13 protein-coding genes and 1 tRNA gene are annotated in these 15,128 nt (G+C 45.5%); 6 read left to right on the forward strand and 8 right to left on the reverse strand.

Annotation, left to right across the window (positions count from 1 at the left end; all coding sequences use genetic code 11):
- Window positions 1-305: 305 nt before the first annotated feature.
- Both AC1TPC_RS24130 and AC1TPC_RS24135 read right to left on the reverse strand, forming a co-directional pair.
- Entirely contained in the window at window positions 306-740 is a 435-nt protein-coding gene (locus tag AC1TPC_RS24130; RefSeq protein ID WP_482069300.1) for a YhjD family protein, read from the reverse strand.
- Between the two features lie 137 nt (window positions 741-877).
- Window positions 878-954, reverse strand: a tRNA-Arg gene (locus tag AC1TPC_RS24135).
- A 179-nt stretch (window positions 955-1,133) separates the two neighbouring features.
- On the opposite strand from AC1TPC_RS24135, the gene AC1TPC_RS24140 reads away from it, so the two are divergent.
- From AC1TPC_RS24140 to AC1TPC_RS24150, 3 genes are all read left to right on the forward strand, one after another.
- Window positions 1,134-2,285, forward strand: a complete 1,152-nt coding sequence (locus tag AC1TPC_RS24140) for an HD domain-containing phosphohydrolase (protein ID WP_482069301.1) — start codon at window positions 1,134-1,136, stop codon at window positions 2,283-2,285.
- 142 nt (window positions 2,286-2,427) lie between these two features.
- On the forward strand, window positions 2,428-3,513 hold the full coding sequence (locus tag AC1TPC_RS24145; protein WP_482069302.1) for a glycosyltransferase: 1,086 nt from the start codon (window positions 2,428-2,430) through the stop codon (window positions 3,511-3,513).
- A gap of 323 nt (window positions 3,514-3,836) precedes the next feature.
- Entirely contained in the window at window positions 3,837-4,250 is a 414-nt protein-coding gene (locus AC1TPC_RS24150) for an organic hydroperoxide resistance protein (protein ID WP_482069303.1), read from the forward strand.
- Window positions 4,251-4,347: 97 nt separating this feature from the next.
- Here AC1TPC_RS24150 and AC1TPC_RS24155 read toward each other — a convergent pair whose 3' ends face one another.
- The 5 genes from AC1TPC_RS24155 to AC1TPC_RS24175 all read right to left on the reverse strand — a co-directional run bounded on the left by AC1TPC_RS24155 (window position 4,348) and on the right by AC1TPC_RS24175 (window position 10,852).
- Complete coding sequence (locus AC1TPC_RS24155) at window positions 4,348-5,070, reverse strand: aspartate/glutamate racemase family protein (protein WP_482069304.1); 723 nt, start codon at window positions 5,068-5,070, stop codon at window positions 4,348-4,350.
- A gap of 41 nt (window positions 5,071-5,111) precedes the next feature.
- Window positions 5,112-6,179, reverse strand: a complete 1,068-nt coding sequence (locus AC1TPC_RS24160) for a C39 family peptidase (RefSeq protein ID WP_482069305.1) — start codon at window positions 6,177-6,179, stop codon at window positions 5,112-5,114.
- 81 nt (window positions 6,180-6,260) lie between these two features.
- Window positions 6,261-8,108: an asparagine synthase (glutamine-hydrolyzing) gene (gene asnB, locus AC1TPC_RS24165; RefSeq protein WP_482069306.1), complete on the reverse strand. Its 1,848-nt coding sequence runs from the start codon at window positions 8,106-8,108 to the stop codon at window positions 6,261-6,263.
- A gap of 38 nt (window positions 8,109-8,146) precedes the next feature.
- Window positions 8,147-9,622, reverse strand: coding sequence for a UDP-N-acetylmuramoyl-L-alanyl-D-glutamate--2,6-diaminopimelate ligase (locus AC1TPC_RS24170; RefSeq protein ID WP_482069307.1), 1,476 nt, complete (start codon window positions 9,620-9,622; stop codon window positions 8,147-8,149).
- Window positions 9,623-9,664: 42 nt separating this feature from the next.
- Window positions 9,665-10,852 (reverse strand): carboxylate--amine ligase, encoded by a 1,188-nt coding sequence (locus tag AC1TPC_RS24175; protein WP_482069308.1) that lies wholly within the window; start codon window positions 10,850-10,852, stop codon window positions 9,665-9,667.
- A 754-nt stretch (window positions 10,853-11,606) separates the two neighbouring features.
- Between AC1TPC_RS24175 and AC1TPC_RS24180 the strand changes: the two genes are divergently transcribed.
- Window positions 11,607-11,798: a Spo0E family sporulation regulatory protein-aspartic acid phosphatase gene (locus tag AC1TPC_RS24180; protein WP_482069309.1), complete on the forward strand. Its 192-nt coding sequence runs from the start codon at window positions 11,607-11,609 to the stop codon at window positions 11,796-11,798.
- Window positions 11,799-11,807: 9 nt separating this feature from the next.
- On the opposite strand, the gene tadA is transcribed toward AC1TPC_RS24180, so the two are convergent.
- Window positions 11,808-12,272 (reverse strand): tRNA adenosine(34) deaminase TadA, encoded by a 465-nt coding sequence (gene tadA / locus AC1TPC_RS24185; RefSeq protein ID WP_482069310.1) that lies wholly within the window; start codon window positions 12,270-12,272, stop codon window positions 11,808-11,810.
- 199 nt (window positions 12,273-12,471) lie between these two features.
- Between tadA and AC1TPC_RS24190 the strand changes: the two genes are divergently transcribed.
- Both AC1TPC_RS24190 and AC1TPC_RS24195 read left to right on the forward strand, forming a co-directional pair.
- On the forward strand, window positions 12,472-14,298 hold the full coding sequence (locus tag AC1TPC_RS24190) for an ATP-binding protein (RefSeq protein ID WP_482069311.1): 1,827 nt from the start codon (window positions 12,472-12,474) through the stop codon (window positions 14,296-14,298).
- Between the two features lie 44 nt (window positions 14,299-14,342).
- On the forward strand, window positions 14,343-15,128 hold the full coding sequence (locus AC1TPC_RS24195; RefSeq protein ID WP_482069312.1) for an NAD(P)H-binding protein: 786 nt from the start codon (window positions 14,343-14,345) through the stop codon (window positions 15,126-15,128).

The raw sequence follows: 15,128 nt of genomic DNA on the forward strand, positions 1-15,128 counted from the left end.
CTTCATTTGTGCGCCTCTTTTCGTATGTGGGTTTGTCCTTCCCGGAACAATTCACAGTATACTAGAGGCGCATTTTTCATTCAAAGCTCAAATTACTTCATTACAGGAATGGCTCCTAATTAGGTGATTACAGATATCCATGGCAGAGTATGCAAAAATAGCATTTTGCTTACTTTTATTTTTACGCAGCGAACATCGTACAGGTTACAATTTTTCAAAGCAAGCGTGCTTTAAGTGAATTTGCACTTGAAGAACTGCAAAAAAAAGCCTCGTTAATAACGAGACTCCATGGAGAGTGCCTGCAATTATATGCTGTTCATGTTCGAGTGGATGGAAGCATCCTGAGTGAAAATCTCAGCATTATAAGCAGAAATTCGTTTATTTATTTCATTGCGTATGTATTCGTGAGAGAAGGCTGCTGTTTCTTCGAATCCACGGCAATTATAGCGATAGCTAATGTTGCCATTAAAGCTGTTGTCCATACAAACGGTAATGCCTTTACGGATCATTGCCTTGGTGTTCGTAGTCAAATCAGCCTTTATTTGCAGCATGATAAGAGCCGCTGCTTTAGCGAATATAGAACGTAATGTCCGGGCTTTACGGTCCAGCTCGCGCCTATTGCGTTCGACTACGACAAGCGTTAGCGGAAGGATAATGGAATCATGTATAAGCTGAATCTCCTCGCTTGCAGGTGGACGTTGTAGAGCTGGATCGTTTATTTCGAATAACGGCATCGCCATATGTAAATCACCTCATGCACATTATATGCGAACAGACGTTCTGTAGTCAACATATCGAAGCTATCATTTTTTACAACAAAAAACCTTCTACGATTATTTGCAGAAGGTCGTGATTATGTATGCGAGATAATTAGAAATGGCGCGCCCGAGAGGGCTCGAACCTCCCACCTAACGTTTAGGAAACGTTTGCTCTATCCGGATGAGCTACGGACGCGCAGCAATAGTTATTATAGCATGTGCGCTTTTAAGTAAGCAAGATTCCTAAAGCAAATGTAAACCATGCATTTTTTGTCGAAAAACCTCTCAAATAATGTATGAAAAGCAGGATTTAAATGCCATGAAGGCGAATAGATGTAGTGGTATTGAGCTCGAACGGCCGGAGGAGTGCTCTGCATGTATCAAGACTACAATGAACCCCATTCTTATAGATTAGATTTGTCGCCTGAACAGATGCTTAAGGTGATCTTCGAATATACAGCAAAAATTGCTAATGAGAAAAAATTGGAGTCCGTGCTTGTTTTAATGGCGAATATGGGGAGAGAAATGGTTGTTGCTGACCGTTGTACCGTGTGGCTCATTGATGTCGCGCGCAATGAGCTTTTTACAGTTGTCGCTCACGGTGTCGGGGAGATTCGTATACCATATGGAAGCGGGCTCGTAGGAAGCTCGATTAGCACGGGGCAGCCTATTTTTATCGATGATGCCTACGAAGATCCCAGACATAACCCGGATAACGACCGAAAGACGGGGTACCGGACAAAGTCGATTATGACCATTCCTTTTCGCAATAATCAGGGAGAAGTCATCGGTGCGTATCAGGCTATCAATAAGTTGACAGAGAAACAGACCTTTTCGACTCAGGATATGGATTATTTGTCGCTTGCTGCAGCCTATTCAGGAAAATCGTTAGAATCGATCATGCTCAATGATGAAATTATCGAGACGCAAAAAGAGATTATATTGGCGATGGGCAAAATTGGCGAGGGCCGCTCTAAGGAAACAGGCAATCATGTTAATCGAGTCGCCCATTATTCATATCTATTAGCGTTAGGTTTAGGAATGAATGAGACGGAAGCAGACATGCTTCGGAACGCCTCGCCGATGCATGATATCGGCAAAGTAGCCATACCTGATTCTATCCTGCAAAAGCCTGGGAAGCTGTCGGATGAAGAGTTCGAGCAAATGAAGCAGCACTCAGATATTGGCTTCCGGCTTCTGCGAAATTCGAAGCGGCAGCTTCTTCGGGCTGCGGCGATCGTTGCTTTGCAGCATCATGAGAAATGGGACGGTTCGGGTTACCCGCAAGGCCTTAAAGGAGAAGACATCCACATATATGGACGGATTACGGCGATAGCGGATGTTTTTGACGCATTAGGCAGTTCACGTATCTATAAAGCGGCTTGGCCGCTGGATCAAATACTAGCGCTGATTGAGGGAGAGCGTGGCCGCCATTTTGACCCGCGGGTCGTTGATGTATTTTTTGAGCAGCTGCCTCGTATCCTTGAAGTTAGAGATCGTGAAGCCGATATCCCTGAAATCGATTAGAAGCTGTTGGCAAGACCTCGTTGGAGAAATCCTTTGGGGTCTTTTTTACTTGGGGCAGCGCCGTTAATACTCCATAAGTAACAGGACAATCACACTGGAATATGATGAATCAATCTAATCGACTCGCGGGAGTGTGATTTCGTTGGTTTCCATAAGCCTGTGCTTAATTGTCAAAAATGAAGAAAAAACACTCGGGCGATGTCTTTCCTCCATGAAAGATATCGCCGATGAGATTATTATTGTGGATACAGGCTCTACCGATTCGACGGAGCAGGTTGCAAGTGAATTCACCGAACGAATTGAGCATTTTACCTGGATCGATGATTTCGCAGCAGCCCGCAACTTTGCTTTTTCTTTGGCAACAAAGTCGCATATTATGTGGCTGGATGCTGATGATATTTTGAAGGAATCTGATCGCCAGAAGCTGATAAGCTTAAAGCAGCATTTAAGCCCGGACGTCGACTCGGTCTCGATGGAATATCATCTGGCATTCGATGAATTCGGCAACGTCACCACTAAATTAAGGCGCAATCGGCTTGTGAAGCGGGAGCGGGCATTTAAATGGATTGGCCCGGTACATGAATACCTAGAGGTGTATGGCCACATCTTGCATAGTGACGTGGCGGTAACGCATAGCAGCATTCACCATGACAGTGATCGCAATTTGAACATATATGAGCAGCGCTTAGCCAAAGGAGAAAGCTTTTCTCCACGCGATTTGTTTTATTACGCCAACGAGCTTAAGGACCATGGAAAATTTGAGGCTGCCATAAAATATTACAATCAATTTCTTGCCACGGAAAAAGGCTGGATCGAAGATAATGTGACTGCCTGCAGCAGGCTGTCCGATTGTTATGACGAGCTTCATGACACGCGCAATATGCTCGATTCCATCTTACGCTCCTTTCATTATGACAAGCCGAGAGCGGAGTTTTGCTGTCGATTAGGCTATTATTTCATGCAGAGAAATGAACATAAGCTGGCCATTTACTGGTACAGGCTCGCGTTAACGACTGAGAAGCCGGAGGAGAGCTTGGGCTTTGAGAACTTAGCCTGCTCCACATGGCTGCCGAATTTGCAGCTATGCGTCTGCTATGATCGGATTGGCGAGTACGAAAAAGCGTATGAGCATAACGAGAAGGCGGCCATTTTCAGACCATCGGATGAGCGGATATTGGCTAATCGCTCGTATTTAAATAATCGCCTTGGTAAGAAGGCAGATATATAAAACGCAATGTCTCATCAATCGAATACGTGCAGCAGGCGACCGCCTCCGAGAAAATAGGGAGATGGCCGCTTTTTTTGTTGTGAAGTTAGGATTGGGCTATTGACATCGATGGAAGAAAGGTGTATATTACATTGTATAAAACTAAATTGTATAGAATTAAATAAATGCTGTTGGTTCTGCTGAAGAGAATAGAACAAGAGGATTTGGGTTATAAGAAAGCATGATGTCAAACAAATGACGGCATGCAGCATGCCCGTACCGTTTCTTTTGCAGCTATTCGAACATCAAGATCGAACAAAATAACCTAATTGGAGGAATTGAACATGAAAAATTTATACACAGCTACAGTAACAGCAACAGGTGGAAGAGACGGCAAACTCGTATCGAGCGATAATATTTTGAATCTTGAAGTGAAAGCTCCTAAAGAGCTTGGAGGAGTAGGCGGAGCGACCAATCCAGAGCAGCTATTTGCAGCAGGCTATGCGGCATGCTTTGAGAGCGCGCTTAACCTAGTGGCTCGAATGAAAAAGATTAAAGTGGAAAAAACAGAAGTGACTGCTCATGTTACACTTGGCAAGGATGATGGCGGAGGCTATGAGCTTGGTGCGAAGCTGGATATTTCGGTTGCAGGTGTAGAGCAGGATGTAGCTAAGGAATTGGTCGAAGCGGCTCATCAAGTATGCCCATATTCGAGAGCAACTCGCGGCAACATCAACGTCGAGCTTAATCTGGTTTAATTCATAGTCAACAACGTTCATATTAATAAAAAAATCCGGAGAACCTTCTCCGGATTTTTTCTATGCTAATGTTCTTTGCCAGGCCGCCTCTAACGCCTTATGCTTTTATTTTCGTGATGGACTGCTTGCCGGATAGCTCGATAGACTTCTGAACAAGCACGGCCATAGCATCGACACAATGCTTCGCGACCTCGCTCTGAATGGGGATACAGGACAATTCGGTGCACGCGATAATGACGCATTGGCACTGATCATGCTCCAGAAGATGCTGGATAATGTCTTCAAACTCGGAAGGCTCAACCGGCAAATTGCGTTTAACCTTATTGTAGATAATATCCATCACATGCTCCTGAACCTCTTCACTCGGCTCATGGAGCTGCATATTGTAATGATCGCAGCCTTTGCGATAGACGCCGCTGCTTACGGTTCCATTCGTTGCTAAAATGCCGACCTTGCAGTGCTCGCCATAAGCATCGTAGATCTCTTTCAGCGTCTCGTCCACCATGTTGATAATGTTGATGCTGGTCATCTTCTGCATTTCGTCATAGAAATAGTGGGACGTATTGCATGGGATTGCGATATTGGATACGCCAGTCGCTTCAAGCAGCTTCAAATCCTTCGCAACCGCTTCAAGAAACAGCTCGCCTGTGTTGCTCAAAATGACACTCGTACGATCGGGTAAAGTGGCATGATTGAGGATAACCATATTGATATGGTCCTGATCTCGGTCTGCTGCAGTCTGTTCGATCACATGGTCGAAAAATACCGATGTTGCTTTCGGACCCATTCCGCCTATGACACCTAAGCTTTTAGCTTCCATAGTTCAACCTACTTTTAATGAAGTGTTTAATTAATAAAATTTTAGTTACCGACAATCATAGCATGGCTGCCCATTTCCTCATAGCTGTTAAAGAATGTGTCTGCATCGTAGGTCACTTGTCCCTTTAACGGGTTCATGACATGCACGATGCCATCCTCGTAGCCATTTAGCACGACAACATGCAAATTAACCGGCGCTGAGTGATATTCACCCGTAGCATTGTAGTACCAGCCATAATTCATTTTTGGCGGCGTGAGATCAAGCGTAATCCAAGTGACGACAGGAATGCCTTTGTCTAGCTGCTCCATAATTTGTTCCCGCGTGCTTCCGCTTAAATCTGCCGTGCTGCTGCTTCGTCCTACGGCATCAAAATACAAATTGGCCGCCTCTACGATAGGAGGAGCGAAGCTGAAAAATCCGCCTTTAAGCTGCCTCGGATCGCCTGCATATGCTTGGTATGGATCGGGTCCATAAAGTTTATTGTTCTTGGAGGAAAAAGGCTGCTTCGGCAAATAAACGTCTGCCATCTCCGTCTTCGTAGCCTCATAGCCATAATAATGGAGTACAGCGGTCAAGGAAGTAATCTCGCAGCCATTAGGCAGCTCAGGCTTCTGCATAACGGTATCCACATCGATATATACCTTCTTAATCTCGATTGTACCATCGTCTTTTCTCTCAAAATCCTTCACATGCGCCAGCACGCGATTGGCAACCGGAAGCTGCTGCTCGGGTGCATTCACAGTCAAGCGATGCTCTTCCTCCGATAATTGATAAGGAGCGCTAACCTTCTGCTGCTTAATTGTATAGCTTGTCCCGTAATCAAGCAAACTAGACGTTGCTTTGCCCGTTTCGTCCGTAGTCAATGTATCGATGACTTTGGCGCTATCTGCAGCTGTAATCGTAAATACGGCGCCTGTAATCGGCTGCTCAGCAGTTTCATCCGTATTAACGATTGTAAGGGTACCTTGCTCGATCTTGGGTGTAGGAGCGGTCGTTGGCGATTGCTGCGCTGTTTCCTTGTCTATTTTTGCGGCATCTTCTTTATTAAAAAACGTATAAACGAAAAAGATAATACCCAGTAACACCAGTAGCTTTACGATTCTCATCATGTTGGAGTTCCCTTTACTGTATCGCTGTTATAGTTGCTGCAGTGCGTAGCGGTCATGGCAGCCCCAAATAGCGCTAGCCGGCTACGCTTGCTCGAAGAACGTCTTGTGCCAGATAAGGAATACGTACACCGTCCAAATGTACCTGGCATAATTCTGCTTGCCCGAGTAGTGCGCATCTAGATACTTCAGCAGCTCATCGGTATGAAAAAAAAGCTTGGCCCGGTCGGATAGAAACATATCCTTCACGAGCTTATAATATTTTTCCTGTCTAAGCCAGTGTCTAATCGGTACGGGGAAACCGACCTTCGGCCTGTTCGCCCATTCCTCAGGCAGTACTTCCTTCGCCGCCGTTCGCAAGGCATGCTTCGTATTGCCCTTATGCAGGCGATGCTCTGCAGGCAGCTTGGAAGCGAGGTCCATCACCATTTTATCTAAAAAAGGAACCCGCAGCTCAATGGAGTGCGCAAGGCTCATTTTATCTGCCTTAAGTAGAATATCGCCCGGAAGCCAAAGCTTCAGATCGACATATTGCATTTTTGTAATGTCGTCCTTGCCGCGCACATGTTTATATACTTCATTCGTGATGCTTTGCACGGAAGGTCCATGCTTAAAGTCATCCTTCAATACGGCTAACGCATCAGCTTCATCAAACACATAAGCCTGTCCGATAAAACGCTCCTCGACCCGTTGTCCGCCTTTTACGACGAAGGAGGTGATTCTATGTTTGGGAAGCTTTCTGCCGAGCAGAGAGAGCGAACGCCTGACTACAAATGGCAGCTTCTTATATTTTTTCATGGCTGGTGTCGTATCGTACCAATCGTAGCCGCCAAAAATTTCGTCCGCGCCTTCGCCCGACAGCACTACGGTCACATGCTTGCTCGCCAGCTCCGCCAAGAAATACAATGGCACAGCGGACGGATTCGACTGCGGTTCATCCATATGATACTGAATCGTTGGCAGCAGCTCGAAGCACTCGTCGGCCGTAACCAGCTTTTTATGATTTTCAATGTGTAAAATATTAGATAATTCCTCGGCAAGGTTCGTCTCGTTAAAATTTCCCTCGTAATCCTGGAAGCCGATGGAAAACGTCTTGTTTGGCTTAAGCAATGCGGTAATATAGCTGGAATCAATGCCGCCGGACAAGAATGAGCCGACTTTAACATCGCTGATCTGGTGATATTCAACCGATTCCTTTATTGTGCTTTTAATACGATCGACGTAATAGGAAAGGCTATTCTCTTCTGCCTCAAAGCCAGCGTCCCAATAAGGCTTTATCTCAAGCGACCCTTTGTTATAAATCATATAATGGCCCGGCTTCAGCTTATACACGCCTTTGAAGAAAGTCTCATCCATGACCGAATACTGAAAGGTGAGATACGGCTTTAGCGCATCCTTGTTCATTTCTTTATTAAAAGCGGGCTGCTTTAAAAAGGCTTTGATTTCCGAGCCGAACAGGAAAGAGCGGTCCGATGTGTTTTGCGTATAATAAAGCGGCTTGATGCCGAAAAAATCTCTGGCAAGGAACATCGTTTCCTTATTCGTATCCCAGATCGCAAAAGCAAACATGCCCCGGAGCTTCTGCAGCAGCTGCACGCCATACTCTTCATAAGCGTGAATGATGACCTCGCTGTCCGTATGGCTTACAAAGGTGTGTCCCTTTAGCAGCAGATCTTCCCGAAGCTCCTGATAATTGTAGATTTCCCCGTTGAAAACAAGCACGCAGCTCTTGTCCTCGTTGTACATCGGTTGGCTGGCTTCTTCAGACATATCAATAATTTTCAGGCGCCGAAATCCTAATGTTACCTCTTCATCGGAATAGATGCCGCCGCTGTCGGGGCCTCTATGAACGATGGTATCCATCATGTCTCTAATGATGGACACCTGATCAACGTCAAGGCGACTGTCTGCAAAACCTACAAAACCACACATATGCAATACCTTTCATTTACTTTATTTTCAGGGCACCGTCACTTTGTTCTTTGTCTTTGTTTGATTTCCTTTACGATTTCCGCCTCATTAAAAGGAATTTCCGTCTTGCCGATAATTTGCGTCGTTTCATGGCCTTTGCCGGCGATTAGAATGACATCGTCTTTTCTGCTGAATTCAATCGCAAACGCAATCGCGTCTCTGCGATCGACAATAGCTTCGTAAGCGCCATTATGCGCTTCAATGCCTTCAATTATTTCCCGGATAATAAGCGTATTGTCCTGCTCTTTCGGATTATCCGACGTAATGACAGAGAAATCAGCGAACGCAGCGGCAACCTTGGCCATCGCTCTGCGCTTATCTGTGCCGGATTCACCGTCAGACGCGTAAACGCCGAATACGAGAATGATTCTGCCCTTCGCAAAAGGCCGAATCGTCGTCAAAGCCTTCTCCAGACTGTCCTCCGTATGCGCAAAATCGACGATGATCTTGGTGTCTTCATCCTGATAAACGACCTCCAGCCTGCCTTTGATGCCTTCAACAGCCTCAATCCCGTCCGCGATCTGCTGCAAGCTGAATTGGTTGCAATAAGCGGTTGCGATAGCTGCCAAGCTATTGTAGACGTAGATTGTTCCCGGGAGATTCACCTTAATCGCGATGCTGCCTTTTGGCGTATTAACGGTGTAAGTCGTATAGTCAGCAAAGTATTGAATATCCGATGGATAAATGTCCGCTTCCTGCTCGATGGCATACGTAAGGAGCCTTGGACCCTTGCTCTTCAATCGATCGATAAGAATTCTGCCGTACGGATCATCTGTATTAATGATGTTATAATCCGTCGTCATCGCAAATAATTTGGCCTTCGCTTCGAAATATTCCTCCATCGTATGATGAAGCTCCAGATGATCCGGCGTCAGATTGGTAAAGATACCGGTATTGAAGCTGGAATGAGCAACGCGGTTCAAATTGAGCGCATGCGAAGAAACCTCCATGACGCAGTGCTTCATATGGGATTCGATCATATTGGCGAAGATGCGCTGCAAATTCAGTGACTCGGGCGTCGTATTTTTATTTTGGATCACCTTGTCGCCGATAACGGTACCGATTGTGCCGATAAGGCCAAGAGAAGTTCCCGTCTGCTCGAAGATTGATTTCAGAAAATAGGTGGTCGACGTCTTTCCGTTTGTCCCCGTGATGCCAATAAGGTTCATTTGCTCCGTAGGGCGCTGATAGAAGTTGGCGGCAATCCGGGCAAGCGCCTCGCGCGTATCTGCAACCTGCAGCACCGTTACATCGGCTTCGATTAGGACATCCTTCTCCACAATAATCGTGCTCGCGCCAAGCGCAATCGCTTTATCAATGAACTTATGGCCATCTACCGAAAAACCGGAAATCGCAACAAATACGCCATTAGCCTGAGTCTCTCTGGAGTCATAGGCTGCGGAGCTTATTTCTATATGTACATCGCCTTTTATGAGCGTGTAATCAAGATCTTTGAGTAAAGAGGTCAATAACATCCGATCAGCTCCATTCTGGTGACCAATTCCTGTGTGTGCGGGTTATTTTCTTAGAAGTTTCTTCGTTAGTTTTCCGCCAATGATAGAGGTATAGGAGAAGGCTGGCTTAGGATCCTTCCAATCCCAAATCGCATAAGCTTTAGGCTTAAACAAGGATACGAATACTTGCTTCCACGTCAGCTGTCCCGTCTTGATGTAGTCGCGAACGGCAAGCATGTCCTCATAGCCATACCAAAATACGCGGTTCGTATTCTCTTTGACGGCTTTTGGAGGTACAATGTTGCCGCCTGTCAGTTCTTGATAAGTAATCCAAGGAATGTTCACGCCTACCTTATACAGCAGGTTGTTTAGGTTGGTGATTCGGCAATTGACCTCGATCAGATAAAACTTGCCGGTTTCGGCGTCCTTCTTGAACTCGATTTCCGCAAAGCCCTTCCATTTCATCTTCTCTAGAAAAGGAGCGCCGATATCGAACAGCTCCTGTACGTACCTTTGTCCCGTATACACCGATGCGCCAAAGTTTATCGGATATTGGCGGAATTTCTGGCAGGTTACCCAGTGCGTTACTTTGGAATCTTGGTTTAAATAAGCGTCAAAGGTATACATGTGATCGTCAAAGCCCGGAATGATGCGCTGCACAATCACCTCCAAGTTCGCTCCCTTTGCTTGTGAGAGTGCATCCTCAAGCTCGGCGCGGTTATTCACCTTGAACAGCTTCCTTCTAAATTTAGCAACGAAGGAAGGAGAATCGGTTGGCTTCACGATACAAGGAAACTTGATGATCTCGTCGATCTTCTCGAAGAAGCGCTCTTCATCCACCCTAACCGTTTCCGGTACGGCAACGCCGTTTTCGAGGGAGAGACGCTGTAGTACTTCTTTATTCATCATATCTGAATATATGCCTGGAACATCTTGCGGAATGAGATAATGCTCTCTCAGCTCCTCCAAATGCTCATCAATAACCTCCAGATAGGAATCATGGCAAGGAATAAGAACAGGAGGCGCGCTTTGCTTGCGGGCATAATCCTTCAGGAAACGAATGAAGGCTGCCGTATCTTCTTTATAGTGTGGAGAAATCAATCTCTCGGACGTATATTTTGAATCCGCGCCGTAGGTATCTTTGGTCGAATAATCAACAGCAACCGTATGTACGCCGTTAATGCCAAGGCAACGAATCGTGCTTAAACCAATATAGTAATTACAACCTAAAATAACTGCTTTATTATTCACAAAGGCACATCCCGACATCCGAATTTATGTTTATTTTATATGCAATGCTTCATATGTTTTAAATAATTTTACTTCATAGTTTCTTATAATACAAATGGATTTATCCTCATAATAACGGACGGCTAGCGGTTTTTACCGTCTATCTGAGCGCATAGAAAGACAAGAGCAGGCGCATGAGATGCGCCTGCTCCATTTGGTGTTTAATCCCGATTATAACGTATCAAGTTAGCAGCGCTAAGCGTGGGTGAGCGAACACCTGTGTTTGCCAAATAAATGGTGAGGCGCTGTTAGATGTTGTGATAAAATGGAAATGTTTATTGTGTTCTACAACAGGTTTATCTGTAATTCGACATTAGAATGGGTATGAAGCTTCAACGATTTTTCAGGATATTTGTCGTTAAATCGCTTAACGAAGCCGTGCAGCATATAAGTGCCTATCTGCCAGCCTATCTGCCCCTTTTGATTTTCGAGCTGATGTATGGATTGCTGACAATATTGTTTGATTATCCCTAATTTAACATATGCGCATATTCGACTAGTCTTATGAGATTAGAAATGTTCATTTCCCAAATAATATATGATTTTTTAGTAGTATAGAACTATAAATTGGAACAAATAACTTCATTTTGTCGAATAATGCCCGAAAATTGTCTGCGTTCGTCGACAAGTTATTACAAACTCCTTATAACTCAAAGAGTATAATAGATCCATTACCACATGAGTGCTAGATAAGGAGCGTGCCCCGAAGCGAGCTATGGACAAAAAACACTTGCTTATACAATTGCAGTCGCTGCGGCTAAAGCTTCATGAAATAGCCGAAGCACGCGGCAGTTTGACAGATCCGGATGTTCTGGCGATAAGCGTAGAGGCCGATCAACTTATTGTTGCGTTACAGCATATACAAAAAAACGAACTAACTCCTATAACAATACACCGCGACAATTAGCAGAGTCAGCTATTTCTCTCGCAGTCGACGGAAAAATTGTGTTAACAACGAAGCGCATTCAGACTGTAAAATACCACTAGTGAGCTCCGTTTCATGGTTGAAACGGGGCTCTTGCAGTAAGTTCATAAGCGTACCCGCACAACCCGCCTTCGGATCTGTTGTGCCATATACGACACGCTTTACCCGGGATTGAACAATTGCACCGGCACACATTGGACAAGGCTCCAACGTGACATACAATGTACAATCTAACAATCTCCAAGCGCCGATGCGTTCGCAGGCGTCACGAATGGCCACCATTTCAGCATGAGCGGTTGGATCAAACCGTGTCTCACGCAAATTGTAGCCTCTCCCGATAATTTCATTGTTTCTAACGATAACGGCTCCGATAGGCACCTCACCGATTTGCTCAGCTTTACTCGCTTCTGCGATGGCTTCCAGCATCCAATTTTGATCTTCAAGCTCTCTATTCATGAACAATAGCCCCTTTACAAAAAATCATTATACAGCGAACAAATATTCTGTTGTTAACATGTAGTGGATAACTTTGTGGACAACTAACATGATATGCACATAAATACTCACAATTTATTCAGTGCGGTACACAATGGCTGTTAGTAATGTGTATAAACTGTTAATAAAAACGCTGTCGAGTAAAAGGATGTGTCATTCATTGTCAATTAAGATGAAATTTTCCGTCTTGATTACGCTTATTGTATTGACGTTTTTCATATGTCATCACTTCCTAAGCGAATATTCGATGATTCGCGATTTGCGAGAGCAAACACGCCGTTCCATGGAGGATACCTCCATGTATATTGCGAATTCCTTAATTCCCTACGAGAATCAAGCTGGTACAGGATTCAATTTTGTCGAAGAAGACGGCTCAGAACCTGATCATATCTTTGACATCGTAAAATCATTAAATCCAAATATAAAGGAAATTACAGTATTTGAGCAAGGCTCGCTGTCTGTTTCTTTTGGAGCTTACTCCTATCTTGATTCCAAGGGCGACACTTCCATTATAGCCGATGTGAAGAACAAAGGCTTTGTACTCCGAGAAATGCAAATCAACGGAAAGATTTATTATCGGAGCTTCTATTACACGGAACAAATGGGCAATTATGTTGTAAGCGTCGTCTATGACTGTGAAGGAATGAAGGACCGTATTATTAAGGAACGCAACGATACGCTTTTCTACACAGCCATCATTATGGTGCTCGTGCTCAGCATTAGCTATTGGCTGGTCGGCGTCATGATTAGGCCGCTTAAGGATATTTTGTGGAAGGTGAATGAGGTATCTTCGGCACGCTTTCAGCAGCCGATTCGCATTAAGCGGAAGGATGAATTTGGGCTGCTTGCGCTCAAAGTCAATGCCATGTCGCAAAATTTAAGCATTTATATGAACAAGCTGCGCAAAGCATTTGAGGAAAACCGGCGTATGAAGGAGCATTTGGAATCCTTTATTAATCACACAAGCGATGCCATTCATCTTACTGACTTGGAAGGGAAGATCATTCAGGTAAACCGTGCATTCGAGCTGCTCTTCGGCTATGAGGAGGAAGAGGCGATCGGGCTCATCTATCCCGTTATTCCGCAGTCTCTTCAAGCGGAGGTGCGTCAAATGCTTAACCAGATATTATCGGGCAAGGTGTTTCCAGCACAAGAGACGATGCGAATCACCAAGGCAGGCGAGTTAATTCCTGTTAGCGTGACCATTTCGCCTATTCGGGATTCAGACGGAACGATTCGTGCATTTGCCAGCATTTCAAGAGACATGCGCAGTCGCAACAAGATGGAGGAGCTGCTGCGCAGGTCGGAGAAGCTAACGACAGTCGGGCAGCTTGCAGCAGGCGTTGCGCATGAAATTCGAAATCCGCTTACGACGCTGCGCGGCTTTCTGCAGCTGCAGCAGGAGAGCAAGAAGCTTGCGTTATCCCACGTAGCCCTCATGCTGTCTGAGCTGGACCGGATTAATCTGATCGTCGGAGAGTTTTTAATTTTAGCCAAGCCGCAAGCAACGAGGTTCGTAACCAAGGACGTGAGGAATGTCCTCCAGGATGTATTTGCATTAATGAACAGTGAAGCGCTGCTTCATAATATTGAGTTTCGTGTTTCCTTTACAGAGGAACAATGTCTGATTTCATGTGAGGAGAATCAATTAAAGCAGGTATTCATTAATTTGCTGAAAAATGCGATTGAAGCGATGCCGGGCGGCGGAGAAATCCATATCAATGTTGCATCCAAGCGTGAGCATATTTCAATTACAATAACAGATGAAGGAATGGGAATACCCGACGAAATGATACCCAATATCGGCGATCCTTTCTTTACTGGCAAGGAGACGGGAACCGGGCTTGGCATTATGGTAAGCCAGCGGATCATCAACAGCCATCGCGGCACGATGGATATTAAAAGCCAGGTAAACGTCGGAACAACGATACATGTCATGCTTCCAGCTTTGAAAGAAGAAGCGGAGAACGGTATACTAGAACAATAACAATAGATCGGGCTTCTCATGGGTCAAGAAAGGAGAGAATCTCGTTGAAGCAGAAATCAGGCACGAAGGAGCAAAGCTTGCATCTTTCGCCTCTTGGCGGAGAAACGGGCTACACCTCATTATTGGTTGGGGCAACCGGCTTGATTGGCTTAGCTTTACTCAAGCAGCTGATCCACGATCCGCTAGTGCGCAGCGTTACGGTACTTACTAGACGTCCTATAGAGGTGACAGGGCTAGGCCGTACGAGCGAGCTTTCCAAGCTGAATATAATAGTCGCTTCTTTGGATGAGCTGGATCAGGCGCTGGAGCAGGTAAGCGCCGATGTTGTGTTTTGCACGCTTGGTACGACGATTAAGATTGCCAAAACACAAGAAGCGTTCCGGAAGGTGGATTACGAATATCCGCTTGCTCTGGCACGCTTCGCTGAGCGAACAAACGCTTCTTTATTTTCCGTCGTTACGGCAATGGGAGCATCCTCAAGCTCAAGCGTGTTTTACAGCCGGGTGAAGGGTGAACTGCAGGATGCGCTTGCCGGGCTTAGCATTCCGCATGTTCATGTATTTCAGCCTTCGCTTCTGCTGGGTGAGAGGGCATCAGCTCGCCTTGGGGAATCTATCGGCGCTTGGGCCGCGAAAGGCTTGCGCTTCGCCATGGTTGGCCCGCTGCGCAAGTATCGGCCGATTAAAGGCGAGGATGTCGCGCGTGCGATGAACGTTGCAGCAAACGAGGCTATAATGAAGAAGGCTGAACGCACAGAGAATGCGGCAGGAGCTATGCACTATTATCCATCGGACAAAATTGCCGATTTGGCAGTACATACAACGGGGTGA

It is taken from the genome of Paenibacillus sp. Y280 (genome assembly GCF_056786335.1).

Coding starts and splice junctions, on each gene's coding strand:
- AC1TPC_RS24130 (WP_482069300.1), bottom strand. CDS start 740: ATGGCGATGCCGTTATTCGAAATAAACGATCCAGCTCTACAACGTCCA.
- AC1TPC_RS24140 (WP_482069301.1), top strand. CDS start 1,134: ATGTATCAAGACTACAATGAACCCCATTCTTATAGATTAGATTTGTCG.
- AC1TPC_RS24150 (WP_482069303.1), top strand. CDS start 3,837: ATGAAAAATTTATACACAGCTACAGTAACAGCAACAGGTGGAAGAGAC.
- AC1TPC_RS24155 (WP_482069304.1), bottom strand. CDS start 5,070: ATGGAAGCTAAAAGCTTAGGTGTCATAGGCGGAATGGGTCCGAAAGCA.
- AC1TPC_RS24160 (WP_482069305.1), bottom strand. CDS start 6,179: ATGATGAGAATCGTAAAGCTACTGGTGTTACTGGGTATTATCTTTTTC.
- asnB (WP_482069306.1), bottom strand. CDS start 8,108: ATGTGTGGTTTTGTAGGTTTTGCAGACAGTCGCCTTGACGTTGATCAG.
- AC1TPC_RS24170 (WP_482069307.1), bottom strand. CDS start 9,622: ATGTTATTGACCTCTTTACTCAAAGATCTTGATTACACGCTCATAAAA.
- AC1TPC_RS24180 (WP_482069309.1), top strand. CDS start 11,607: ATGGACAAAAAACACTTGCTTATACAATTGCAGTCGCTGCGGCTAAAG.
- tadA (WP_482069310.1), bottom strand. CDS start 12,272: ATGAATAGAGAGCTTGAAGATCAAAATTGGATGCTGGAAGCCATCGCA.